Origin of the sequence: Caulobacter sp. (assembly GCF_017744445.1) — a bacterium.
GTDB lineage: Bacteria > Pseudomonadota > Alphaproteobacteria > Caulobacterales > Caulobacteraceae > Caulobacter.
Window position 1 is genome coordinate 102,136 of sequence record NZ_JAGIBH010000013.1, and the last position, 23,446, is coordinate 125,581.

Annotated in this window: 18 protein-coding genes, 1 tRNA gene and 1 pseudogene; 11 read left to right on the plus strand and 9 right to left on the minus strand. The window is 67.5% G+C overall.

Going from position 1 to position 23,446, the window contains the following annotated elements:
* Positions 1-134: 134 nt before the first annotated feature.
* Positions 135-210: transfer RNA gene (locus J7528_RS18590), tRNA-Lys, on the minus strand.
* Between the two features lie 84 nt (positions 211-294).
* Here J7528_RS18590 and J7528_RS18595 point away from each other — a divergent pair.
* Positions 295-633 carry an Hpt domain-containing protein gene (locus J7528_RS18595; RefSeq protein ID WP_291877425.1) on the plus strand — a complete coding sequence of 113 codons (339 nt, stop codon included), beginning with the start codon at positions 295-297 and terminating at the stop codon, positions 631-633.
* A 258-nt stretch (positions 634-891) separates the two neighbouring features.
* Here the strand turns inward: J7528_RS18595 and J7528_RS18600 are convergent, their stop codons facing one another.
* Positions 892-4,071, minus strand: coding sequence for a TonB-dependent receptor (locus tag J7528_RS18600; protein WP_291877427.1), 3,180 nt, complete (start codon positions 4,069-4,071; stop codon positions 892-894).
* 416 nt (positions 4,072-4,487) lie between these two features.
* Here J7528_RS18600 and J7528_RS18605 point away from each other — a divergent pair, with 416 nt between their 5' ends.
* Entirely contained in the window at positions 4,488-5,315 is an 828-nt protein-coding gene (locus J7528_RS18605; protein ID WP_291877429.1) for a TIGR00266 family protein, read from the plus strand.
* 142 nt (positions 5,316-5,457) lie between these two features.
* Here the strand turns inward: J7528_RS18605 and J7528_RS18610 are convergent, their stop codons facing one another.
* Both J7528_RS18610 and gcvA read right to left on the minus strand, forming a co-directional pair.
* Entirely contained in the window at positions 5,458-5,787 is a 330-nt protein-coding gene (locus J7528_RS18610) for a chorismate mutase (protein ID WP_291877431.1), read from the minus strand.
* Between the two features lie 48 nt (positions 5,788-5,835).
* A complete protein-coding gene (gene gcvA / locus J7528_RS18615; RefSeq protein ID WP_291877434.1) occupies positions 5,836-6,792 on the minus strand; it encodes a transcriptional regulator GcvA in 957 nt (318 codons plus the stop codon).
* Between the two features lie 189 nt (positions 6,793-6,981).
* On the opposite strand from gcvA, the pseudogene cobA reads away from it, so the two are divergent.
* The 5 genes and pseudogenes from cobA to J7528_RS18640 form a co-directional block, all read left to right on the plus strand.
* Positions 6,982-7,764, plus strand: a pseudogene (gene cobA / locus J7528_RS18620) (uroporphyrinogen-III C-methyltransferase); the annotation flags it as partial.
* A 59-nt stretch (positions 7,765-7,823) separates the two neighbouring features.
* Positions 7,824-8,189: a DUF2849 domain-containing protein gene (locus tag J7528_RS18625; RefSeq protein WP_291877436.1), complete on the plus strand. Its 366-nt coding sequence runs from the start codon at positions 7,824-7,826 to the stop codon at positions 8,187-8,189.
* Positions 8,190-8,193: 4 nt separating this feature from the next.
* Entirely contained in the window at positions 8,194-9,852 is a 1,659-nt protein-coding gene (locus J7528_RS18630; RefSeq protein ID WP_291877439.1) for a nitrite/sulfite reductase, read from the plus strand.
* Positions 9,836-10,342, plus strand: a complete 507-nt coding sequence (locus tag J7528_RS18635; protein ID WP_291877443.1) for a DUF934 domain-containing protein — start codon at positions 9,836-9,838, stop codon at positions 10,340-10,342. The genes J7528_RS18630 and J7528_RS18635 overlap by 17 nt, the downstream gene beginning before the upstream one ends.
* Positions 10,342-11,076 carry a phosphoadenylyl-sulfate reductase gene (locus J7528_RS18640; protein ID WP_291877446.1) on the plus strand — a complete coding sequence of 245 codons (735 nt, stop codon included), beginning with the start codon at positions 10,342-10,344 and terminating at the stop codon, positions 11,074-11,076. Before J7528_RS18635 ends, J7528_RS18640 begins: the two co-directional genes overlap by 1 nt.
* A gap of 6 nt (positions 11,077-11,082) precedes the next feature.
* Here J7528_RS18640 and J7528_RS18645 read toward each other — a convergent pair whose 3' ends face one another.
* A complete protein-coding gene (locus J7528_RS18645; RefSeq protein ID WP_291877449.1) occupies positions 11,083-13,227 on the minus strand; it encodes a penicillin acylase family protein in 2,145 nt (714 codons plus the stop codon).
* Between the two features lie 148 nt (positions 13,228-13,375).
* Positions 13,376-13,888: a 3D domain-containing protein gene (locus tag J7528_RS18650; protein WP_291877453.1), complete on the minus strand. Its 513-nt coding sequence runs from the start codon at positions 13,886-13,888 to the stop codon at positions 13,376-13,378.
* 199 nt (positions 13,889-14,087) lie between these two features.
* Between J7528_RS18650 and J7528_RS18655 the strand changes: the two genes are divergently transcribed.
* From J7528_RS18655 to J7528_RS18665, 3 genes are read left to right on the plus strand one after another with little or no spacing between them, the layout of a single operon-like run.
* Positions 14,088-14,675, plus strand: coding sequence for a glutathione S-transferase family protein (locus tag J7528_RS18655; RefSeq protein ID WP_291877456.1), 588 nt, complete (start codon positions 14,088-14,090; stop codon positions 14,673-14,675).
* An 18-nt stretch (positions 14,676-14,693) separates the two neighbouring features.
* Entirely contained in the window at positions 14,694-15,722 is a 1,029-nt protein-coding gene (locus J7528_RS18660; RefSeq protein WP_291877458.1) for a S1/P1 Nuclease, read from the plus strand.
* 8 nt (positions 15,723-15,730) lie between these two features.
* Positions 15,731-16,177, plus strand: a complete 447-nt coding sequence (locus tag J7528_RS18665) for an NUDIX domain-containing protein (RefSeq protein ID WP_291877461.1) — start codon at positions 15,731-15,733, stop codon at positions 16,175-16,177.
* 1 nt (position 16,178) lies between these two features.
* Here J7528_RS18665 and J7528_RS18670 read toward each other — a convergent pair whose 3' ends face one another.
* Positions 16,179-16,526 carry a UrcA family protein gene (locus tag J7528_RS18670; RefSeq protein ID WP_291877463.1) on the minus strand — a complete coding sequence of 116 codons (348 nt, stop codon included), beginning with the start codon at positions 16,524-16,526 and terminating at the stop codon, positions 16,179-16,181.
* A 159-nt stretch (positions 16,527-16,685) separates the two neighbouring features.
* Positions 16,686-18,932 carry an FG-GAP-like repeat-containing protein gene (locus J7528_RS18675; protein WP_291877466.1) on the minus strand — a complete coding sequence of 749 codons (2,247 nt, stop codon included), beginning with the start codon at positions 18,930-18,932 and terminating at the stop codon, positions 16,686-16,688.
* 147 nt (positions 18,933-19,079) lie between these two features.
* Between J7528_RS18675 and J7528_RS18680 the strand changes: the two genes are divergently transcribed.
* Positions 19,080-20,933 (plus strand): alpha/beta fold hydrolase, encoded by a 1,854-nt coding sequence (locus J7528_RS18680; protein ID WP_291877469.1) that lies wholly within the window; start codon positions 19,080-19,082, stop codon positions 20,931-20,933.
* On the opposite strand, the gene J7528_RS18685 is transcribed toward J7528_RS18680, so the two are convergent.
* Positions 20,900-23,428 carry a PAS domain-containing sensor histidine kinase gene (locus J7528_RS18685; RefSeq protein WP_291877472.1) on the minus strand — a complete coding sequence of 843 codons (2,529 nt, stop codon included), beginning with the start codon at positions 23,426-23,428 and terminating at the stop codon, positions 20,900-20,902. The two genes, J7528_RS18680 and J7528_RS18685, sit on opposite strands and share 34 nt — an antisense overlap.
* Positions 23,429-23,446 lie beyond the last annotated feature (18 nt).

Here is a 23,446-nt window from a genome sequence, read left to right on the forward strand (position 1 = left end):
TATGGCTCCGCTTGGGCGTCGGAAAGTCGCCATAATCGACCTTGGGCGGAGGACTCGCGACCCGTATCGACCGCACGAAAAGGCGGTGGTTCCCCGAAGGGGAATTCTTCTAGATCACTGAATTTTCGAGAGAATGGTGGGTGTAGTAGGATTCGAACCTACGACCCGCTGATTAAGAGTCAGCTGCTCTACCAACTGAGCTATACACCCATTCGACGGTCCGAAGCACTTGCGAGCCCCGGCGGCGAGGCGCGGAACATACGCAATGATTTTGGGAGCGCAAGCGCTTTTTTCATGGCCAGACGAGATATTAGCGGAGCCGTTGATTTCGCTTACCTGGAAGGGTTCGCGGCAGGGGATTCCGGGGTGGTCGAAGAGGTGTTGGCGCTGTTCCGCGAACAGGCCGCGCTGTGGACCCCAATGCTGGATTCCACCCACCCTGGCTGGCGGGATGCGGTCCACACGGTGAAGGGCGCCGCGCGCGGGGTAGGGGCTGCTCAGCTTGGCGAGGTCTGCGAACGCTGCGAGGCGGGCCAGGAGAGCCTGGAAGCGGTCAAGACGGCCCTGGACGCCGCGCTGCTCGATATCGCCGCCTACGTCCACGAGCAGGCCCTGCGGTCGCTGAAGGGCTGAGGGGGGCGATCTCAGCCGCAACCACTCCCCAGCGTCATTCCCGCCCTTGTGGCGGGAACCCCTCTGTCCGCCGCAGGTGCGGAGCAGGTGGCAGCGCTGTTGATCAGCATCTGTCTCACGTGCGGCTGAACCAGGGGTTCCCGCCACAAGGGCGGGAATGACGAACGTGTGGGGGGAGCGATTGGCGCCCACCGAAAAAAGAAAAAGGGGCCGAAGCGAACTTCGGCCCCCGCAGGAGGAGTGAGTCTGTAGCGAGGTTTAGAACTTCGCGCGGATGGTCACCTGATAGGTGCGGCCGTCGTAGTCGATGAAGCGCGGCAGGGTCGGGTCGTTCTCGTACTCGGCGCGCTGGGCGTCGGTCAGGTTGAACGCGTCGACCGAGACCGACAGGTCTTCGGTGACGTTGAACGAGGCCGAGGCGTCCAGCTGGCTGCGGGCCTTGACGGTGCGGGCGTCGCCGACGAACGAGTTGCCGGCGGCCAGGTCGTACTTGTCACGCCAGTTGTAGACCAGGCGGACGCCGCCCCACTTGGCTTCGTAGTAGCCGATGACGTTGATGTTGTTCTTCGACACGCTGGGCAGGGTGATCTTGTTGCCCGCCGTGTCGGTGCCGTCGATCTTCGTATACGAGTAGTTGAACGCGCCGCCGAAGTTCTTCCAGAAGCCCGGCAGGAAATCCAGGTTCTGCTGGATGTTGAACTCGACGCCGGTGACGGTCATCGGCGACTGGTTGGTCTTGCCGCTGACATTGACGCGGGCTTCGACCAGCGGAGCCGTCGCGCCGGCGGCGCCGACGAACTTGTTCGAGCTGACGCAGCGCGGGGTGCCGGCCGAGTTGTCGATGCGCAGGGTGCCCAGGTCGACGTCGATGCCGGGGATCTTGCCGTTGGCCGGGCACAGGATCGACTGGTCGGTGATCGGGCCGATATAGCCCTTCACTTCCTTGCGGTAGGCCGCCAGCGAGATCAGGCCGCCGGGACGGTTATACCACTCCAGCGACATGTCGTAGGAGTCCGAGGTGTACGGCTTGATGTCCGTAGCGCCCAGGGTGACCGTGTAGACCGGGTCGACCGGCGGGTTCACGTCGACCGGCACCTGCACGAAGGTGGTCGGCACGTTGTCGCGCGGTTGCGGGCGGACGTAGGTGCGGTAGGCGGCGGCGCGGAAGACCAGGTCGTCGCGCAGATCGGCCATGATGATCGCCGACGGCAGCCAGTAGTCGAAGTTGTTCTTGGTCGTGGTGGTCGACAGCGAGTGGTTGATCGCGCCGGCCTGGTTCGACAGCGCCGTGGTGCAGTTCTTACAGTTCAGCGCGACGATCTTCTGCTCGGTATATTCGTAGCGCGTACCGACGGTGCCGCGGACCGGGATATTGAACAGGTCGCCCTTGAACTTGGCCGCGATATAGGCCGAGAAGACGTCGTTCTGGTTGCTGAAGTTGTTGTTCCAGTAGTTGCCGTCCGTGTAGTTGTTCACCACGCCGTACGGGGTCAGGAACACGCCGGGCGCGCCCAGCAGGAACTGGTCGGGAAGGCCGTTCGGGTTCAGCGTCGTGCGCAGGTTGGTGTTGACCGGCGTGATCGCCTTCAGCACGCGATCGACGTCGACGTTCATCCAGTTGCTGGTCGCGCCGCCAGCCTTACCCCCAAAGAAGTCGTTAGCGTACGACAGCTGGTAGGCCATGTCCGGCGTGATGTTCTGGGTCTGGGCGCCCAGGGCGGTGTTACGCGAGCCGATCGAGGTGAACTTGTTGTGCTCGGCGCGGCCGCCGAACTGGAACGCGTTCACGAAGCCGTCCAGCGAGCGCTCGAAGTCGAGCTGGAACGAGTCCAGCACGTTGTCGGCCTGGCCATTGGTGCCGGTGACGCCGAAGCGGTCGGCCGCGACGGTGGCGGCCTGGCCGGGCATCACGGCGCCGGCCTGGGTCGGGGCGGTGTTCGTCGCCGGGATCAGGAAGCCGCCGGTCGGCAGGTGGGTGGTGTGCGGGGTAACCAGGGTCGCGGTGTAGTCGCCGAGGTTGGCGCCGCCCGTGTAAACCGTGGCCACGATGCCGTTCAGACCGGCCGGACCCAGGTTGCGATAGGGGTTCTGGACGACGTCGAACTCGATCTGGTTGGCATAGGCCTTGGCGCGCGAGACCGTCAGGTTGGCGTTGGCCTTCCAGGTGTCGTTCTTGAACTCGACGGTGGGGTTGATGGCCCAGGTCTGGTTCTCGGCCGGCTCGGAGCGGACCGAGTCGAACGTGTTGATGTTCTCGGCCTTGAAGCTGTTGATGTAGGCGCGCGGACCGTTCGGCGTCTGGACGATATAGGGCGTGCCCAGGTTGCTGAGCTTGGCGACGGCCGAGGTGGCGGTCAGGCCGGTGAACGTGTTGTTGCCCGGACCGGCGTCGATATAGAGCAGGTTGTTGGTGGCCTCATCCAGCTTGCGCTTGGTGATGAAGCCGTTGGCGCCGAACTTCCATTCTTCGTTGATGCGCCATTCGAAGCCGGTCGCCGCCGACAGGGTCGAGCCGCGGTTGAACTTCACCAGCTGACGGGTCTGGCTGGGATAGTAGACGGGGGCCTGGCCGGGCGCGAACAGCGCCTTGTAGCTGTCGGGCAGGGCGGCCTGCATGGCGTCGTAGGCCGGGTTGGCGCCCGGGATATAGGTGGTCACGCCGCCCGTGGTGCTCGTGACCGCGGCCTGGTTGCCCAGCTGGATGCCGCCGATGCGGTTGCCCCACGAGTTCACGGTGATCGAGTCGCGGCGGAACTTCTCGTCCTTCCACGCCACGACGCCGAACACCGCGAAGTCGTCGGTCAGGTGCTTGTTGTAGCCCAGCGAGGCCAGCGGGCTGCCCAGGTTGCCCAGGTCATTGTACTCGTAGGACAGCTTGGCGAAGCCGCCGTCCTTGCGGGCCAGGGCCGGGTTGATGCGCAGGTCGACATTGCCCGACAGGCCGCCGGCCAGGTTCGAAGCGGACGGCGACTTGATGACGTTGATGGCCGTGAAAATGTCGGAGTTGAACGCGCCCAGCGGGGTCGAGCCGTTCAGGATCGGGTCGGCGAACGCGCCGCCGTTCAGCGTAGTGCGGGCAAAGCTGCCCGGCAGGCCGCGCAGGCTGATCGTGGCGTTACGGCTGCCGGCTTCGCGGTTGATCTGGACGCCCGGGATCCGCTGGATGGCTTCACCGACGTTCAGGTCCGGGAAGCGGCCCAGGCCGTCCGACGAGATGCCGTCCGAGATTTCCAGGGTCTCGCGCTTGGTCGCGATGGCGTTGGCGTAGGCTTGGCGGAAACCGGTTACCACAACGGCGTCGACGGTTTCCGTTTCCGGCTGCTGCGCGTTCGAAGCGGGTGCGGCCTGGCGCGCCTGCGCGGCCGAACCCACGGCCAGGGCCGCGCACGAGGCCAGCAGGGCCGCGCGAAGAGCAAAGGAATTGCGTGCATGGATCATGAGAGTGCCTCCCCCGGCGCACTGAGATGGCGCCCTTGAGGAGACTTATCCGACCAGTTCGTGACGTTGTCAAGAATTGGTAATGCCACTTGTGAGAATGGGGCGACCACTTGGTCAGGCCAAACCTCAGGATGCGGGTACCGACCGCGCGATGGAAGCGCATCCAGTGGTAAAATAACTTGATAAGCGAGAAACCCAGGAAAAACTTGGTCGTCCGTGCGCATTTCGGGTGTGCTCAAGCTGGGTGGTCAGACAAGGTCATTTGTCCGACCAATGGTATGACCAGATTGCTCGGCTGGCATGACCGCCGCCCAAAGCGCCCGCGCACGGGAGCGCGCATTTAAAGGAAGCGTAATTGGCGGGTGTCGCGCGGGCTCGCTAAGAACGGTGTTCTAGACACGAGGAGTTCTTCCCCCATGCCCAACAGTCCCTGGAGCCACACCCGCAGCGCCAGCGTCGCAGACGACATCGACTTCGAGATCAAGGGCGATGACCTGCAGTTCGTCGAGATCGAGCTGGATCCGGGCGAGAGCGCTGTCGCCGAGGCCGGCGCCTTCGTGTGGAAGGACGCCAGCGTCCAGATGACCACCGTGTTCGGCGACGGCTCGGCCGATCAGGGCGGCGGCTTCATGGGCAAGCTGCTGGGCGCCGGCAAGCGCCTGGTTACCGGCGAGAGCCTGTTCACCACCGTCTTCACCCACCAGGGTCAGGGCAAGGCGCGCGTGGCCTTCGCCTCGCCGACGCCGGGTTCGATCCTGCCGCTGAACCTGGGCCAGCTGGGCGGGACGCTGATCTGCCAGAAGGACAGCTTCCTGGCCGCCGCCCGCGGGGTGTCGATCGGCATCCACTTCCAGAAGCGGATGATGACCGGCCTGTTTGGCGGCGAGGGTTTCATCATGCAGCGCCTGGAAGGCGACGGCTGGGTGTTCGTGCAGATGGGCGGCGCCCTGGTCGAGCGCGAGCTGGCCCCGGGCGAGGAGCTGCACATCGATACGGGGTGCCTGGCGGCCTACACGCCGGGCGTCGACTTCGACCTGGTCATGGCCGGCGGCGTCAAGAACGTGCTGTTCGGCGGCGAGGGGATGTTCTTCGCCCGCCTGCGCGGTCCGGGGAAGGTCTGGATCCAGTCGCTGCCGTTCTCGCGCCTGGCCGGCCGCATGTTGCAGGCCGCGCAGCACCAGGGCGGCAACCAGGGCGAAGGCTCGATCCTGGGCGGCCTGGGTCGGATGATCGACGGGAACTAGGCCGGTTTCCTTCTCCCCTTGCGGGAGAAGGTGTCAGCGTAGCTGACGGATGAGGGGTTGAAAGGCTTGTCCGATAGGGCGGCGCGACCCCTCACCCGACCCTTCGGGTCACCCTCTCCCGCAAGGGGAGAGGGAAGGGCTTCTAGCCCTTGGTCTTGTCCCAGCTGTCGTATTCGTAGGCGATGCAGCGGTCGATCAGCGTGCGCCACACCGGCTCGGCGATGGCTTCCGACAGGCCGGACGCGCGGGCGGAGGCTTTGACCTTCTCCACCACGTCCTCGATCCGCGCGCGGTCGAACACCTTGGAGCGGTCGGCCTTGATGCGGGCGGCGGCGTCCATGAAGCCCTGACGCTCGGTCAGGAGCTGGACCAGGGCCCGGTCCAGGGCGTCCACGCCCTGGCGCACATCGGCCATGGTCTGGCAGTCGGCGGGAGCGAGGTGCTCGTCGACTGTGAGAGTCGTGATTTTCATGGGCTCCTTTAAGCCGGTTCCGGCGACAGAAACCAGAGCCGTAGGAGCTTAAATCCCGGACCCGTTGTCCATTGTCAGCAGGGCGGCTTCGTGCGCCTCGGCCTCTGTGCGCAGCCAGGTCACGAAGGCCTTCACCTGGGGCAGGCGCCCCTTGGCCTTGGGGTGGACGACGTAATAGGCGAAGTCGACCGCCGTCGAGGCCTCGAACGGGATCACCAGGCGGCCGGAATCGAGGTCTGCCTGGGCCAGGGTGCGCTTGGCCAGCGCGATGCCGCGGCCGTTGGCGGCGGCCTCGATGACCAGGCTGGACTGGTTGAAGCGCGGGCCGCGCGCGCCGTCGACGCCCTTGATGCCGCGCGCGGCCAGCCACATCGCCCAGTCGGGGCAGCTGTCGTCGGCGTCGGGCGAGCCGTCGTGCAGCAGGATATGGTGGGCCAGGTCCTCGGGGCGCTCCAGGGCGTTGGCTTCCAGCAGCTCGGGGCTGGCGACCGGCACGACGGTCTCGTGCATCAGCCGGATGACCTCCAAGCCCGGATACCGGCCCGAGCCGTAGCGGATGGCCATGTCGACCTCGCCCGTGGCGAAGTCCACGACCTCCATGCCGGCCGACAGCCAGACATCGACCTGCGGATGGGCCTGCTCGAACTTGCCCAGGCGCGGCACCAGCCACTTGGCGGCGAACGAGGGGGCGGCGGTTAGGGTCAGGCGGCGACCGTCGACGGCGGCGGTCAGCAGGGAGGCGGCCTCGGCCAGGCGGTCGAAGGCCTCGCGCAGGGCGGGCAGGGCGGTCTGGGCGGCGTCGGTCAGCAGCAGGCCCTTGGGCGTGCGCTTGAACAGGGCCGCGCCGACATAGTCCTCCAGATTCTGGATCTGCTGGCTGACGGCGCCGGGCGTCACCGACAGCTCGTCGGCGGCGCGGCTGAAGTTCAGGTGGCGGGCGGCGGCCTCGAAAGCGCGCAGCGCGTTCAGCGGCGGCAGGCGGCGGCGCTCGTTGGGTCTTTCCATGAGTTTTACTGAACGCCCCGGCAGAAGTCCTTGTTTGCGAATTGAGCCCTTCGCGACGACTTTGCAAGCGTTCGCTGACGGATAGGCCCTTTTCGTCGGCGGGCGCTTGCGGGGTCGTCTCATAGGGACGACCCCGCGTTGCGTTCTACCGTTTTATTCCAAGCGGCCTGATAGAGGTTCTTAAAGCCCATGGCCCGCCAGCCGGTCCGTCGCAGCAGCAAGCCCGGTCTCGTCGTTGTTGGCGGGACGCGGGCCAATCGTGCGCTCGGCGCCGTGTGGCTCGTGGGCGCCGGTCCTGGCGATCCGGACCTCCTGACCTTCCGCGCCTTCAACGCCCTGCGCGCCGCCGACGTGGTGGTGCATGACGGTCTGGTCTCCGACGAGATCCTGGATCTGGCGCCCAGCCGCGCCCGCCGCATCAACGTGGCCAAGCGCAAGTCGCGCCACACCCTGCCACAGGACGACATCAACCAGCTGATCGTGGCCCTGGCTCTGGACGGCCTGAACGTGGTGCGCCTGAAGGGCGGCGATCCGTTCCTGTTCGGCCGTGGCGGCGAAGAGCTGGCCGCCTGCCGCGAAGCCGGCGTCGAGTGCCACGTGGTGCCCGGCGTCACCGCCGCCCTAGCCGCCAGCGCCGGCGCCGGCGCGCCGCTGACCCATCGCGGCGCGGCCCAAGCGGTTACCTTCGTCACCGGCCACGCCGCGCATGGCGAGCCGGACCTGGACTGGGTCTCGCTGGCCCGTCCGAACCAGACCGTCGTCGTCTATATGGGCGTCTCGACCGCCGGCCTGATCGCCGAGCGCCTGACCGCTGCCGGCCGCGCGGGCTCGACCCCGGCCCTGGTCGTCGAGAACGCCAGCCGCGCCGACGAGCGCCGCATCCTCACCACGCTGTCGGGCTTGGCCGAAGCCGCGCAGGGCGTTAAGGGCCCCGCGCTGTTGATGGTCGGCGAGTCGATGGCCATGGCCGACACCGTGCCGGTGATCGACCCGATTTCCCAAACCGCCCTGTTCGAGCGGAGCTCGCGTTCATGAAAGCTATCGTCGCCAACCGCCTGCTCGACGGTGACGTCGTGTTCTGGAAGGCCGGCCAGTGGGTCGAGCGCTTCGGGGACGCACAGCTGTTCGACGAAGCCGCCGAGGCCGAGCTGGAAGCCGCCGTCGCCACGGGCAAGGGCCAGTCGACCGTCGTCGTCGACGTCTATCCGATCGACCTGACCCCGTCGGAAGGCCACTGGGCGCCGGTCAGCTACCGCGAGCGCATCCGCGCGCTGGGCCCCACCAACGAACTCACGCATGGCAAGCAGGCCGAGGGCGGCGACGTCGTCGAGGCCCTGCGTCACGCCTCGGGCGCGGCGCGCTCGACCGGCCGCGTCGACCTGATCCGCAGGAAGTAGAGCGATGTACCAGTACGACATCATCGACAAAGAGTTCCTGCAGGACCGCTCGAACGAGTTTCGCGGCCAGGTCGCCCGCCGTCTGGCCGGCGAGCTGACCGAGGACCAGTTCAAGCCGCTGCGCCTGATGAACGGCCTTTATCTGCAATTGCACGCCTACATGCTGCGGGTGGCGGTGCCGTACGGTTCGCTGAACCCGGCCCAGGTGCGCCGCCTGGCCGAGATCGCCCGCGACTACGACAAGGGCTATGGCCACTTCACAACGCGCCAGAACATCCAGTTCAACTGGATCAAGCTGAAGGATGCGCCCGACATCCTGGACAAGCTGGCGGAAGTGGACCTGCACGCCATCCAGACCAGCGGCAACTGCATCCGCAACACCACGTCGGATCCGTATGCCGGCGCGACGTCGGAAGAGGTCGACGATCCGCGCGTGTGGTCGGAAGTGATCCGCCAGTGGTCGACCCTGCACCCGGAATTCTCGTTCCTGCCGCGCAAGTTCAAGATCGCCATCACCGCCTCGGCCAAGGACCGCACGGCGGCTAAGGTGCACGACATTGGCCTGCTGATGCGCCAGGGCCGTGACGGCCAGCTGGGCTTCGAAGTGATCGTCGGCGGCGGGCAGGGGCGTACGCCCTATGTCGGCCCGACCATCAAGGAGTTCCTGCCGACCGACCGGCTGCTGAGCTACCTGGAAGCGATCCTGCGCGTCTACAATCGCCACGGCCGCCGCGACAACATCTACAAGGCCCGCATCAAGATCCTGGTCGCCGCCCTGGGCGCCGAGGAGTTCGCCAAGCAGGTACAGGAAGAGTGGGAAAAGATCGACGCCGAGCGCGCCGACCTGCCCGCCGCCGAGCTGGCCCGCATCCGCGCCTCGTTCGCCCAGACCCCGTTCGAGACCCTGCCGGCCCGTTCGGAAGCGTTCGAAATGGCCAAGGCCAAGGACAGCGCCTTCGCCCGCTTCGTGCGCAACAACGTCCGCGCCCACAAGCAGCCGGGCTATGCGATCGTCGAGATCTCGCTGAAGGCCCAGGAGCAGACGCCGGGCGACGCCACGACCGAGCAACTGAACGTCGTCGCAGACCTGGCCGAGCGTTATGGCTTCAACGACGTTCGGGTGACCCACGCCCAGAACCTGGTCTTGCCGCACATCAAGCTGGACGACCTGCCGACCGTGTTCGCGGCGCTGCAGGCCAAGGGTCTGGCCACGGCCAATATCGACCTGATCAGCGACATCATCGCCTGCCCGGGCCTGGACTATTGCGCTCTTGCGAACGCCCGCGCGATCCCGATCGCCCAGGACATCGCCCGCCAGTTCGCCGACCTGGATCGCGCCGAGAATGTGGGTGAGCTGAAGATCAAGATCAGCGGCTGCATCAACGCCTGCGGTCACCACCACGTCGCCCACATCGGCGTGCTGGGCGTCGATAAGAAGGGCGAGGAATTCTACCAGCTGTCGCTGGGCGGCTCGGGCGCGGAAGACGCCTCGATCGGCAAGATCCTGGGCCCGGCGCTGCCGGCGGACAAGGTCGCGACCGCTGTCGACCAGCTGGTCGGCGCCTATCTCACCGTCCGCACCGACGGCGAGCGCTTCCTCGACACCTATCGCCGCGTCGGCCTCGAGCCCTTCAAGGAGGCTGTCTATGCCCAAGCTGATTGAGCTGGCTAACGGCGAGGCCCGCTGGGCCGAGGACGCCTTCGTCAACGTCACCGATGAGGACGCCATCCCGGACTCGGGCGACGTGATCCTGTCCCTGGCCCGCTTCGAGGCCGAGGGCGACGCCCTGCTGTCGTCCAACAGCCGCCGCGTCGGCGTGCGCATCGAGTCCGACCAGGAGGTCGAGGTGCTGGCCTACGACCTGCCGCGCATCGCGGTGGTGGCCCTGGCCTTCCCGAAGTACCGCGACGGCCGCGCCTACACCTCGGCCCGCCTACTGCGCGAGCGCTTCAAGTACGAGGGCCAGATCCGCGCCGTCGGCGACGTGCTGCAGGAGCAGGCCGGCTTCATGGTCCGCTGCGGCTTCGACGCCTTCGAGCCGAACGATGGCGCGACGCCCGAGGCCTGGACCAAGGCCGCCAGCCGTTTCCGCCACGTCTATCAGCGCGCCGCGGATGACCGGACCGTCGCGTTCGAGGAAAGGGCCTCCTGATGGCGTACGACCAGATCGGCGGGACCGCGGCAGGCCTCGCGGCCCGGCTGGGCGCCGAGCTGCGCGACGCCCATCCCCTGACCGTCCTCAAGGCGGCCTATGCCCATTTCGGCGACCGGCTGACCCTGGTCTCGTCCTTCGGGGCCGAGTCCGCCGTGCTGCTGCACCTGGTCTCGCAGGTGTCGCCGACCATTCCGGTGCTGTTCCTCGACACTGGCATGCTGTTTGGCCAGACCCTGGACTACCGCAAGAACCTGGCCGCCAAGTTCGGCCTGACCGACGTGCGCGACCTGCGTCCGGCCTTTACGGACCTGGCGACCCAGGACCCCAACTCGGACCTGTGGCGCACCAGCGTCGACGGCTGCTGCCACATCCGCAAGGTGCTGCCGCTGGACCGCGCCCTGGGCGGCTTCGACGCCTGGATCACCGGCCGCAAGCGCTTCCACGGCGGCGACCGCCTGAGCCTGCCCGTGGTCGAGGAGGCCGAGGGCAAGCTGAAGTTCAATCCGCTGGCCAACTGGTCGAAGGCCGAGCTGGACGCCTATGTCGCCGAGCACGACCTGCCGTCCCACCCGCTGGTGGAGCAGGGTTATGCCTCGATCGGCTGCTGGCCCTGCACCAAGCCGTCGGAAGACGGTCGCTCGGGTCGCTGGCAAGGCCAGGAAAAGACCGAGTGCGGCATCCATGTCGCCCGCGCCCCGGGCGCGGTCTCGAACGTGGGCGGGGATATCTAACCCCGCCTATTGGCCCGGCTTGTACGTCTTCACCGCGTGGGCCTTCAGGTCCTCGGGATAGAAGTACACGTCCCGCAGATTCCCCAGCGAGTACCGCAGCGCCTGGTCGTTGAAATGCGGGGAGGCGGGATCGCCGCTTTCACCGCCGGCCGAGACGGCGCGGGCGCGGACCTTGTCGCCGAACTGCACGACCGCCACGAAGCTGTTGCCCAGGGTGCCGTAGTACTTCTTGGTTCCCGGCCAGCGCTTGGCCCCGAACGAGGCCAGCGAGCCCCACTGGGCCGAGGTGAAGGCCACCGGGATGCTGGGCTTGGCGTCATCGAAGGTCTGGACGATGGCGGCGTCGTTGCGCTGGAAGCGGTTGATGTCGCCCCACGGAGTCTTCCACGAGCCGAAGTCGGCGGTCAGGCGATCCGACGCCTCGGTCAGGGCCGCCAGCTTCTCAGGCCCCGTCAGCTTGTCGGCCATGTAGTCGTAGGTGTTGAGCCCTTGCGCCTTGGCGGCCGGAGCGGCCTTGGCCCACATGGCTTCGCCCCAGAACACCGCCAGCGAGGTCTCGGTCGAGCGGGCCGACCACTTGCAGTCCCAGGCCTTCAGGGCCGCGACCTGCTCGGCCAGTTTGGGATCGGGCGCGGCGTCATAAGCCGCGACCAGCGTCGGAACCAAGCGGGCGAAGGCGGTCAGGTACGGGTCGTAGGCCTTGTCGATCAGGCCTCCGAGCGTGAGGTTCTTGGCATCCTTCAGCACCAGGTCGGCATGGATGCCGCGCGGGTTCTCGCCGAAGGTGTCCATGTACTTCGGATAGTCGGCCTTCTTGGGGCTGTAGGGGCCGGCTGCGGTGTAAGGCCAGTTGTTGGTGTTGAAGGTCCAGCCGTTGGGCGGGTTCACCACGTGCGGCGCGTCCTTCAGGGCGTGCAGGCCCTTCCAGTCGGTGGCGGGATCCGAACCGTCGACGGGTTTGGTGTAGTCGAAGCGGTCGTCGCGCACCGGAATGAACTGCGGGTGCAGATAGGCGATCTCGCCCTTGCTGTCGGCGAACAGGGTGTTGTTCGACGAATTGGCCTTCAGCTGCGCCACCTTCATGAAGCTGGCGAGATCGGTCGCCTTGGTGCGCAGGAACGACTGCTCCAGCGCCGCGACCGGCTTGTTCATCAGGGCGATGCTGATCCACTTGCCGTCGGCCTCGCGGACGATCGGGCCGTGGTGGGTCTTGAAGACGGTGAACTTGCGCTCGGCCATCGATCCGTCGGCGGCGCGATAGGGGACGGCGATGACCTCGCTCTTCAGCGGGCGCAGCTCTTTGTCGTACTTGTAGAAGCGCTGGCCGTCCTTCTCGACGATGGTCTCGGCGAACTCGTCGACCACGTCGACGCCGCTGGAGGTGTGCATCCAGCCGGCCTTGGCGTTGAAGCCCTGATAGATGAAGAACTGGCCCCAGGTCGTCGCGCCATAGGCGTTCAGGCCTTGGTCGGACGAGACCTGCATCTCGGACCGGAAGAAGAAGCTGGTGTGCGGGTTGATCAGAAGCAGGGCGTGGCCCTCCAGCGTCAGCTTCGGCGCGATGGCCATGCCGTTCGAGCCCTTGGGCTCCTTGAACAGCAGGCCCTTCTCGTCGGCGGTCATGGCCAGTTGCCGCTTACCGTAGAAGGCCTCCAGCTGGGTCAGGGCCACGCGCTCGATGTCGCCGCCGATGCTGCCTTCCGAGAAGCTGAGCGCCATCCAGGGCTCGAACTTGCTGATGACGCGCGGCTTCACGTCCGGATGCGCAGCCAGGTAGAAGTTCAGCCCGTCGGCCCAGCCGTTCATCAGCGCCTTCAGCCAGGCCGGGCTCTTGGCGTAGTCGGCCTTCAGCACGGCCGGATCGATGAACAGCTTCTGGCGCAGGTCGGCCCAGATCGCCTTCTCGCCCTCCGCCTCGGCCGTGCGGCCCAGCGAGGTCATGAAGTTGGTCTCGACCCGGTTGAAGTCGTCCTCGGCCTGGGCGTAGGCCATGCCGAACACCGCGTCGGCGTCGGTCTTGCCGTGGATGTGGGCGATGCCCCAGTCGTCGCGGGTGATCGAGACGGCGGCCGCGCGGGCCTTCAGGCGGGGCAGGTCGTCAGCGTGGGCGGGGACGGCTGCGGCAAGAACAGCTGCCGACACCAAGGCCATCGAGAATTTATACATACGCCCCCCAAAACCGACCATCCCCGCGAAAGCGGGGATCCAAGCCGAGTTTGAAGAGGATTTCCAGTCCGCGCCACAAGCCCAACGTCAGCCTGGGTCCCCGCTTTCGCGGGGATGAGCGGATAAGGGGCGTTTACTGCGGCGGGCAGCCCTTGAACTCGCCGACCTTGCTGACCGACAGGCTGGACAGGTCCACGCCGCCCAGGGCCTTCATCGAGGCGGCGCCGAAGCCGCTGAACAGGTCGAGCTTGAGGCCCTTCACCGCGCCGCCGATATCGGAGGCGTACCAGTAGCCATCGTGCTTGCTGCCGTCCGGCATAGCCAGACCAACGGTTTCCTTGATGAAGATCACGGTGCGGCGCGGGATCACCTTGGGATCGACCGCGACGGTGCGCATGGCCGCGACCTTGCAGCCCAGCGAGTCGAACGCGCGGATGCCCTTGGCGCCCGCGTGATACATCGTCGCCCGCATCTTGAACTCGACCGAGCCCGGCAGGCCGCCGCCCAGGGCGGTGCTGATGAGGTCACCCAGCGGGTCGGAACGCACGTCCGTCGCAGGCGTGGATTCAGCGGCATTTGCGAAGGCGGGAATGGCGAGTGCGGAGATGACCGCGGTGGCCAAAATTCCGGCGAGCTTGCGTCGCATCGAGGGGGTCCTCTTATCGGCGTATCTGTCGGGCGGCGTCTGGGTAGCCCGATCACGGACCCGTGACAACCCCGGCAGGCGTCGCACCCGCGGCCAAGCTCGCTCAATGCGCGAAAAAGCGGCAAGGATTCAGAGGCTTGAAACTGCGCTGTAAAGACTCACTTTTTTCCGTTTGAAGAGCTTCACAGGAGGAACCGGCATGACGTTGCGCATCTACGGCGACTCGATTTCCGGCAATTGCCTGAAGGTGAAGTGGACGGCCGAGCGCCTGCATCTGCCGTTCGACTGGATCGAGACCAGCGTGCTGAAGGCCGAGACGCGGACGGCGGAATTCATGAGCCTGAACCCCGCCGGCCAGGTCCCGATGGTGATCCTGGAAGACGGCCGGCCGCTGGCGCAGTCCAACGCCATCATGCTGCATCTGGCCGAGGGCTCGGTGCTGATCCCGGCCGACGCGTATGAGCGCGCCAGGATGTTCGAGTGGCTGTTCTGGGAGCAGTACAGCCACGAGCCCTATGTGGCGGTGGTGCGCTTCCAGGTCGCCTATCTGGGCAAGGCGCGTGACAGCCTCGAGACCAAGCTGATTGAAAGGGGCGAGGCGGCCCTGGCGCGCCTGGAAACACAGCTGAAACAAACGCCCTTTCTGGTCGGCGAGCGTCTCACCCTGGCGGACATCGCCCTGGTGGCTTACACCCGCGTGGCGCACGAGGGCGGGTTCGACCTTTCGCAGTATCCGGCCGTGAAGGCCTGGGTGGGGCGGATGGAGACCGCGCTCGGCATTATCTGATCCTTCGGAGCTCTCTCTTTGCGCCTCTCGACCAGCCTGAAAGTCCTGACCCTCGCCGCCGCCCTGTCCGCGCCGGCCGCCTCGGCCTTTGCCTGGGGCGCTTCGGGTCACCGCGTGGTGGGCGTCGTCGGCGCCAAGAGCTTCCCCACGGACGTGCCGGCCTTCCTGCGCACGCCGGACGCCGTCGCCGCGATCGGCGAATATGCCCGTGAGCCGGACCGCTGGAAGGGCTCGGGCAAGATCCACGACACCGACCGCGACAGCGCCCACTTCCTGGACATCGACGACCAGGGAAAGATGTACGGCGGCCCGGCCTTCACCGTGGCCACCCTGCCGCCTACGCGCGCCGACTATGAAAAGGCCCTGCAGGCCGCCGGCGTGAACAGCTGGAACGCCGGCTATCTGCCGTACGCGATCATCGACGGCTACCAGCAGCTGGTGAAGGACTTCACCTACTGGCGCATCCTGACGGCCGCCGTGAAGATCGAGAAGAACAAGACCCGGCTGCTCTACTACAAGGCCGACCTGAAGCGCCGCGAGGCGCTGCTGCTGCGCGACCTGGGCGTTTGGGCCCACTATGTCGGCGACGGCAGCCAGCCGCTGCACCTGTCGGTGCACTACAATGGCTGGGGCGATTATCCGAACCCCAACGGCTACACCAACTCGCGCCAGACGCACGGTTCGTTCGAAGGCCCGCTGGCCGCCGCTGTGGGCGACGAGGCTTCGGTCAAGGCGCTGGTGCCGGCCTACAAGGCCTGCGAGTGCTCGATCGAGACCCGCGTCGTCGGTTACCTGACCGAGACCTGGAAACAGACCGAGCCGCTGTACCAGCTGGAAAAGGCCGGCGGCATGGTCGCCACCGACGACCGCGCCAAGAGCTTCGTGCGCACCCGCATCGCGGCCGGCGCCACGGCTCTGCGCGACCTGGTGACTGACGCCTGGCGCGAAAGCGCCAATGGCAAGATCGGCTACCGCCCCGAGATCAGCGTTGCCGACGTCGCGTCGGGCAAGGCCGATCCGTGGTTCGACCTCTACGGCAAGGACTGATTTTGGGAATGCTGGCTTTCGGGACGCCCGGGGAAGGGCTGACCTATCGCGATCGCCGCGCCGCCTTCGGGGTGGCCGAGAACGGGCTGGGGCAGATCGCCCTGGCCCAGGTCACCAAGCCCGGCAAGGCGCCGTACTTCGACCTGCCTGGCGGGGCGGTGGATGGCGATGAATCCGAACAGGAAGCCGTCGCCCGCGAGTTCGGCGAGGAGACCGGCCTGGTCGTCCAGGCCGGGTCCCTGATCGAGACGGTGTCGCAGCATTTCCTGAAGTCCGACGGCGAACCCGTGCGCAATTACGGCGGGATCTATGTCGTGAAGGTCACCGGCGAGGCGCCGGGCCTGAAGATCGAGGACGACCACCAGCTGGTTTGGCTGGACCCGCGCGACGCGGTGGTGGCCCTCCGCCACGACGCCCATGCCTGGGCGGTCGCGGCGTGGATGCGTCGGGGCTAGCTCAGTTCAAAGCGAAGGTGGTGTGGGCGCCGGCGCGCTGGGCGGCCTTCAGGTCGGCGAGCTGCTGCTCGGTCATGGCGTCCTTCACGTCGATGGCGAAGTCCATGCGGCAGCCTCGAGCCGTCAGGCCGCGCAGACCCTTGCCGGCGCAGACGCGGGCCCCGGCCACGGTGGCGCGGCGCTCGAACTCGCGGGCGTCGGCCGGGTTCGACAGGGTCAGATCGCCAACCAGGATGCGAGCGACCGGCTGGGCCGGTTCGGCGGCGTGGGCGGCGGTCAGGCCGATGATCGGAGTGGCGGCCAGGGCCAGGGCGGCGACGGCGGCGATACGGTTGACGATCTTGCTCATGACTAATGTCCCTCTAGTCTTCATTGTGGTCGCCCGCGGCGGCGATCCGTTGAAAGAGGGTGTAGTCTGGTCGTCGGCCTAATACTCGTTACGAGTGCTTCATGACGTCGAATTAAGTCTATGAAACGCAAGTAATATTTCTAAAAATTTAGAATTGCCTCAGCCTGCTCCGAAGATGAAATCGGCCTTGTAGTAGCCCTTGGCGGGATCAAGGATATCGATGGCAAACGGCGCGGTTCCGTCGGCAAGGTCGGTAAGCCATACGGCGTTGCTGCGGGCCATGACGCCGACATCGGCCTTCTCGGCCTCGGCCAGCAGCCAGCCGACCATGGCCGCCTTCGTGCCGATCCCGCTTGCGCCATCGCCGCCGTAGCTGGCGAAGTAGTCGACGCGGGTGTCGATCAGGGCATGGACCTTGGCGTCGTTGGGCGTGCCGCCGAAGATCGCCGCATAGGCCTTCCGGGTGGCTTCGAACAGCGACAGCGCGCCGTAGTCGGCCGTGAACTTGGCGGCGCCTTCGCCCACCTTGCCCAGATTGACCGCGAAGTTGATGTAGCGGTTCTCGAGATTGAACAGCTGGTAGTAGGCGCTGTTGAGATTGTTGGCGTTCGGGCCGGTGGGCGAGATCAGGTAGTCGTAGCCCGGCTGGCCTGGAATCTTGCCGGTGAAGAACAGATAGCTCAGCGTCGCCACCGAGGTTGTCTGGTCGGCGGCCTTGACGACCTCGGCGATGGCGGCGGACGAGGTCAGGGCGCCGGCGGCGATCTTGGCCGAAAGATCGGCCGTCAGAACTCCGCCGGCGCCCGCCGCTGCGCTGACCCGCAGCAGCGAGGCGACCGCCAGACCCACCGTGGCGTCGCCCAAGCTTACCGTCTTGTCCGCGAAGACCAGGCTCTCGACATTCTTCAGCGTGTCGACGCCGTCCTTCGGATCAGCGCGGTTGTCGGTGACCACCCAGCCCGAAGCGCCGACGCTGATCGTGTAGTCGGCTGCCGCGCCGCCGTAGCGGGCCTGGTCCTGGCCGGCTCCGCCGTCGAGAGTGTCGGCGCCCGCGCCGCCGACCAGGATGTCCGCGCCATCGCCGCCGCTCAGCGTGTCGGCGCCCCCGCCGCCGAAGATCACATCCGCGCCGGCCTGACCGTTCAGGGTGTCGTTCTGGGCGTAGCCGACCAGGGCGTCGGCGTTCGCGCCGCCCGTGGCCGCGGCGCTGTCCTCGGTCGCCAGGTGGATGGTGAGATGCTCGGCATTGTCCCACATGCCGCGCCAGGCGATCATGTCCATGCGGCCGTCGCCGTTGACGTCGGCGGCTTGCAGGCGGTCGTACTGCGAGATGTTCAGCCAGCCTTCGGGCAGTTGCACGAAGCGGCCTGCGCCATCGTTCAGGAACACCGCCTGCTTGTGGCTGTTGGAGGCCAGCAGGTCGACATAGCCGTCGCCGTTGATGTCCGCGAGCTGGGTGCGGGTATACCAGTCCTCGGTCGTCTGGACCGGCAGGCGCCTGGCGGTCTCGTCCGTGAAGCCGCCCTGGCCGTCGTTGATCCAGATCTGGGTCGTGCCTGGCTTGAACAGGTCCACGACCGTGGTCATCACCAGGTCCAGCTTGCCGTCGCCATTGATGTCGGCGGCCTTGGCGTCGATCACGCTCTCACTGGCGCCGTTCTTGGGCATGGCGAATGAGGACAGGGCCGAGAAATTGCCCTTGCCGTCGTTCTTCAGCAGGCGGGCGTTCTGGATCTGGGTCTCGTTGGGCGTCAGCAGCAGATCAAGGTCGCCGTCGCCGTCTGCGTCGAACAGCAGGCTGGTGGGCGAGTTATACTGCCCCGCCACGATGTCGGCCGGCAGGCCCGCGCGGTTCAGGGTGAAGTTGGCCGCGCCATCATTGATCAGGAAATACGACGCCTCTTCGGTCCCGCCATTATAGTTGCCGACATAGAGGTCGATGTCGCCGTCGCCATCGATGTCACCCGCTGTAGCCGAGTGGCTGAAGTCGGTCAGGGTCGGCAGGCGCGAGGTCGCGTTGACCACGCCCGTGGCGCCCGACGACAGGAACAGCGCGTTGCGGGCGCCGGGGAAGGGGGCGGCGTCATAGCCGTGATCGGCGAAGAAGGCGTCGGCCCGGCCGTCCTTGTTGAAGTCGGCCACGACGATCTGGCGGCCATGCACGGTGGCCGGCGGCGCGCCGGCGAAGAGCGCGGTGGTCGCGTCGGTGAAGTTACCGGCGCCGTCGCCGGTCAGGACCCGGATCGGAACCGCGCGGTCTTCCAGCGGATACAGGAAGTAGGACAGGGCGATGTCCAGCTTGCCGTCACCGTTGAAGTCGGCGACCGCGATCTCGTGGGCCGAGGCGCTGGTGAAGCCGGTTCGCAGGGCGAGGGTGACGTCCAGGGTCTGAAACTTGGCGGCCATGGATCGTACTCCGTCGCGACTCGCAAAAAGGCCTGGCCACCTAATCCGGGTCACAGGCGGCGGGCATCGCCGTTTGTAGGGTGTCCAGCCTGAACTCTGGACGCGTCGCTCGCCGCGCCTCAAAGTCACCGCGTGACGGAAGCCGATTTGACCGATGAGCCGCGCCTGCCGACCTTTCTGCGCGCGGTGATGGAGGACGCCGACGCGGTGCTGGCGGCGACCCGCGATGCGCCGGATGCGCTGGACGCCCTGATCGAACCCGAGGCCGCCCAGGCCGGCTTTTCGCCGCTGTTCAACCCTCAGAGCATCGCCGCGGCCGTGCTGGACGCGAAGGGTCGCGTCCGCGCCGCGTCTCGGCTGTTCGCCGAGGAACTGGGGGAGCGCTACATCGATCCTGGCCTGGTCGCCCGCGCGCTGCATTCGGGCAAGCCGGTCGTGGCCCCGGTCGCGGTCGAGAGCGGCGGCGGGCCGGAGTCGGTGATCTTCGTCTACGCGCCGGCGGGGGAGGCCTTTCCGGCCTGGCGCTTGCCGCCCGAGCTCGCCCAGGAAGCGCCGACTGGCAAGGTCGTCGTCCTGACCACCCTGTCGGCGCGGGCCGGGCCGATCGAGCAGGCCTGCGCCGCCTTCGGCCTCACGGCGTCCCAGACCCGCATCGTCCAGGCGGTCATTCGCGCCGGATCGATCAAGGGCGCGTCGGAGATGTTGGCCATCTCGCACGTCACCGGGCGCGAGACGCTTTCAGAGATCTATCGTCGCACCGGGACGCGCCGTGTGTCGGAGCTGGTCGGGCTGCTGTCGGGCCTGGCCTTCGGCGCGATGCCGTCGGAGGCCGACCATGCGCCACTGCTGGTCGATGTCTGGGGGCTGAGTCGAAAACAGGCCAGCATCGCGCTGGTCGTGGCGGGCGGCGCGTCTCGCGAGGAGGCGGCGCGGGCGCTTGGCCTTTCGGTGGCGGTGGTGCGTAAGGAGATGGAGCAGGTCTTCGCCACCTTGCGGGTCAGCTCCGCCAGCGAACTGGCGCGGACCGTGTCGACCTTGAGCGCGCTGGGCGCCTTGCTGGGCGCGACCCGGGGACAGCTGGGCTTCGCCGATCCTCGGGTCGAGCCGCTGCGGCTGTTGCCCCGCGCCGACGGCACGCGCATCGCCTGGAGCGACTACGGCCCGGTCGGCGGTCGCCCGGTTCTGATCGTGCACTCCAGCATGACCAGCCGTCTCGCACCGTCGGGATTGGTCGAGGCCCTGCAGCGGGGCGGCTTTCGACCTATCGCCGTCGACCGGCCGGGGTTTGGCATGACCGATCCCGTACCGGGTCTGCGCGCGGGAGAGCATGATCCGTTCGACGCCTCGGCGCGGGACCTGATCGCCTTGCTGGATGCGTTGCGGCTGCCCGCGATCGACATCGTCGCGCGGGGCGGGGCCCAGGCCGTCCTGGCGTTGGCGCGCCGGGCCCCGGAGCGAGTCGGGCGCGTGGTGCTGGTGAACCCCGATCCGATTTCAGGCGCGGATAGCCTCAGACGCGGCCCGCTGGGCGCGTTCAAGGAGGCCTATTGGCGTAGGCCCGAACTGATCGGCGCATTCGCCCGCATGCTGGCCGGCAGCCTGACGCGCGAGCGGCTGCTGGGCATGGTCCGGCAATCGATGCACGGCAGCCCGCCGGACGAGGCCGCGATGGCGGATCCGCGCATCGCCGAGGACTATTGGCGTTCGGTGCGCATGTTCGCGACGGGTCGCATCGCGGGCTATGTCAACGAGCAGGTGGCGATCGCTCGGGAGAGCCCGCCCGATCCGATGCCGGGCCTTGTGCGATGGTCCGTGTTCATCGGCGCGCACGACACTCTGCACGACCCCGACCATGTCGATCGCTATTGGCGCAGAGTGCTGCCCGACAGCCGGTTCGAACGCGTCGCGGACGCCGGCCGCTTCCTGGCCATGACCCACACGGCGAGGGTCATCGAAACCTTGTTGGACTACGCCGCCACGAAGTCGCGCGTGGCCTTGTGATCGCTCTGCCGCACCGGCAGCGTGAAGCTGACCGTGGTGCCCTCGCCGGGCTGGCTGTGCATCTCCAGCACGCCGTCGTGCATGGTGATCAGCGACTTGGTCAGGGCCAGGCCCAGGCCGGTGCCTTGCGTGGTCTTGGAGAACTGGCTCTCGACCTGCTCGAACGGCTTGGCCAGGCGCGCCAGGTCTTCCTTGGCGATGCCGATGCCGGTGTCGGTGACCGATACCTTGACCATGTCGCCGAACGGATCGCGGCGCACCTCGGCGCGGACGGTGACGCTGCCGGCGCGGGGCGTGAACTTGATGGCGTTCGACAGCAGGTTCAGCAGCACCTGCTTGACCGCGCGGTAGTCGGCCTCGATCTCGGGCAGGTGCGGGAACTCGATATTGAGCTTCAGGCCGGCGGCCTCGGCGCGGTTGCGGATCAGGCGGACGGCGTCCTCGGCCACGTCCTCCAGGTGCATCGGCTCGAACTTGAGGTTCATCTTGCCGGCCTCGATCTTGGACATGTCGAGGATGTCGTTGATCAGCGCCAGAAGGTGCTGGCCCGACGAGTGGATGTCCTGGCTGTAGCCCTTGTAGCGCTTGTCGCCGAGCTCGCCGAACATCTCGTTCATCATGATCTCGGAGAAGCCGTTGATGGCGTTCAGCGGCGTGCGCAGCTCGTGAGACATGTTGGCCAGGAACTCGCTCTTGGCCTTGTTTGCGCTCTCGGCCTTGACCTTCTCGGTCTCGTACTTGCGGGCCAGCTCGGCCAGCTGCTCCTGAGAGCGCTCCAGGCCGGTGATGGCGTTCTGCAGCTGCTCTTCGTTGAGGCGGCGGGCTTCTTCCTGGGTCTTGATAGCCGTGATGTCGGCGGCGGTCATGACGAGGCCGCCTTCGGCCGTGCGGCGCTCGCTGATCTGGATCCAGCGGCCGTCCATCAGCTCGGCCTCGCGCACGCCCTTGGCGCCGTCCGGCGCGGGGTGGTCCTGCTTGATGGCCAGGGCGGCGAAGCGATTGACCTCGGCGCGGGCGGCGCCCGGTTTCAGGATCTTGGGCTCCAGCGAGAAGACGCTGCGGTAGTTGCGGTTGCACATCAGCAGCCGGCCCTGGCGGTCCCACAGGACGAAGGCTTCCGACACGCTTTCGATGGCGTCACGCAGGCGGTTCTCGGCGGCCTGGGCGCGGGCCTGGGCGATGCGCTCCTCTGTGACGTCCAGGGCCACGCCGATGATGCGGACATAGCCGTCGGCGCCGGGCTTGCCGAAGCCTTGGCCGCGCGCATCGATCCACAGCGAGCGGCCGCCCTGTTCGGCGGCCGGCACGCGGAACGAGACGTCGAAGGCCCCGTACATGGCGGCATTCGCCAGCGCCTGGCGCACGCGCTCGCGGTGGTCGATCGAGATGCGCTCCAGCAAGTCCTGGCCCGAGACGACGCCGCCGCCGCCCCAGCCGAACATCGCGCCGGTGACATCGGACAGGAACACCTGGTCGGCGTTCAGGTCCCATTCCCAGATGCCGCAGCGGGCAGCCTCAACGGCGAGGCGGAAGCGCTGCTCGCTGTCGATGAATTCGCGGTGGGCGCGCTCGGCCCGGCGGCTCTGGATCATCAGCAGCAGGGCCAGGGCGATGCCGACGGTCAGGGGCGCCAGCAGGGTAAAGGCGCCTTCCATGACCTGGCGGTCCAGGTTGGCGACCGAGCGGGTGGGCGAGGCGGCCAGGACCAGCAGGGCGCCTTCGGCGACCGGGCGGACGGCCAGGTCCAGGGCCGCGCCGTCGACGGCCTGGCCGCGCATGGCCGCCGGACCATCGCCCAGGTCCTCGACCGACAGGGCGAAGGCCTCGCGCAGGGTGGTCGCGCCCTGGGCGCCTTGGCCGCGGGCGGCGATCAGCTTGCCGCCGGGCAGGGCCAGGGCGCCGCTGTCGCCCTTGGCGGGATCCTCGATCAGGCGCGCGGCGTCGCCGCTGGCGATCACGAAGGCGCGGGTCTTGTCCAGGGTGGTGGCGGTGGCGACATAGAGGCGGCCGGTGTCGCCGACCGAACCGGTCCAGGTGGTGCGGCCGGAGGCGGCGGCGGCCTGGGCGGCGGACTTCCAGTCGGCGCCGTCGTCGCGGCCCGAGACGGCGACCACGCCGGTGGGCGACACGACGGCGACGGCCGCGGCCTCGCCGCCGGCGGCGCGCAGGGCGGTCTCGGCGGCGTCCATGGTCGCGCCCGGATCGCGCTTGAGCAGGTCGGAGGCGGCCGACAGACCCGCACGCTGGGCGGCCAGGTTGGCCTCGACGCGGCCGGCGATCAGGCCCGCTTTCGCGGAGAGGGGCGCGCCGCCCGGCTGGGCCGAGGCCTCGTTCTGCAGACGCTTGACGCCGAAGGCGGTGTAGACGGCCAGCAGCAGCAGGGCGGCCAGGATGGCCACGCGTACAAAGGCCTGGGAGGGCGCCTGGACGGATTTGGCGCGCACGGCCACGGGCGCGGCTGGTCCGGCAGCCGCCGGGCCTCCGTGTCTCGCCATGCCCCTGTCCAAACCGCC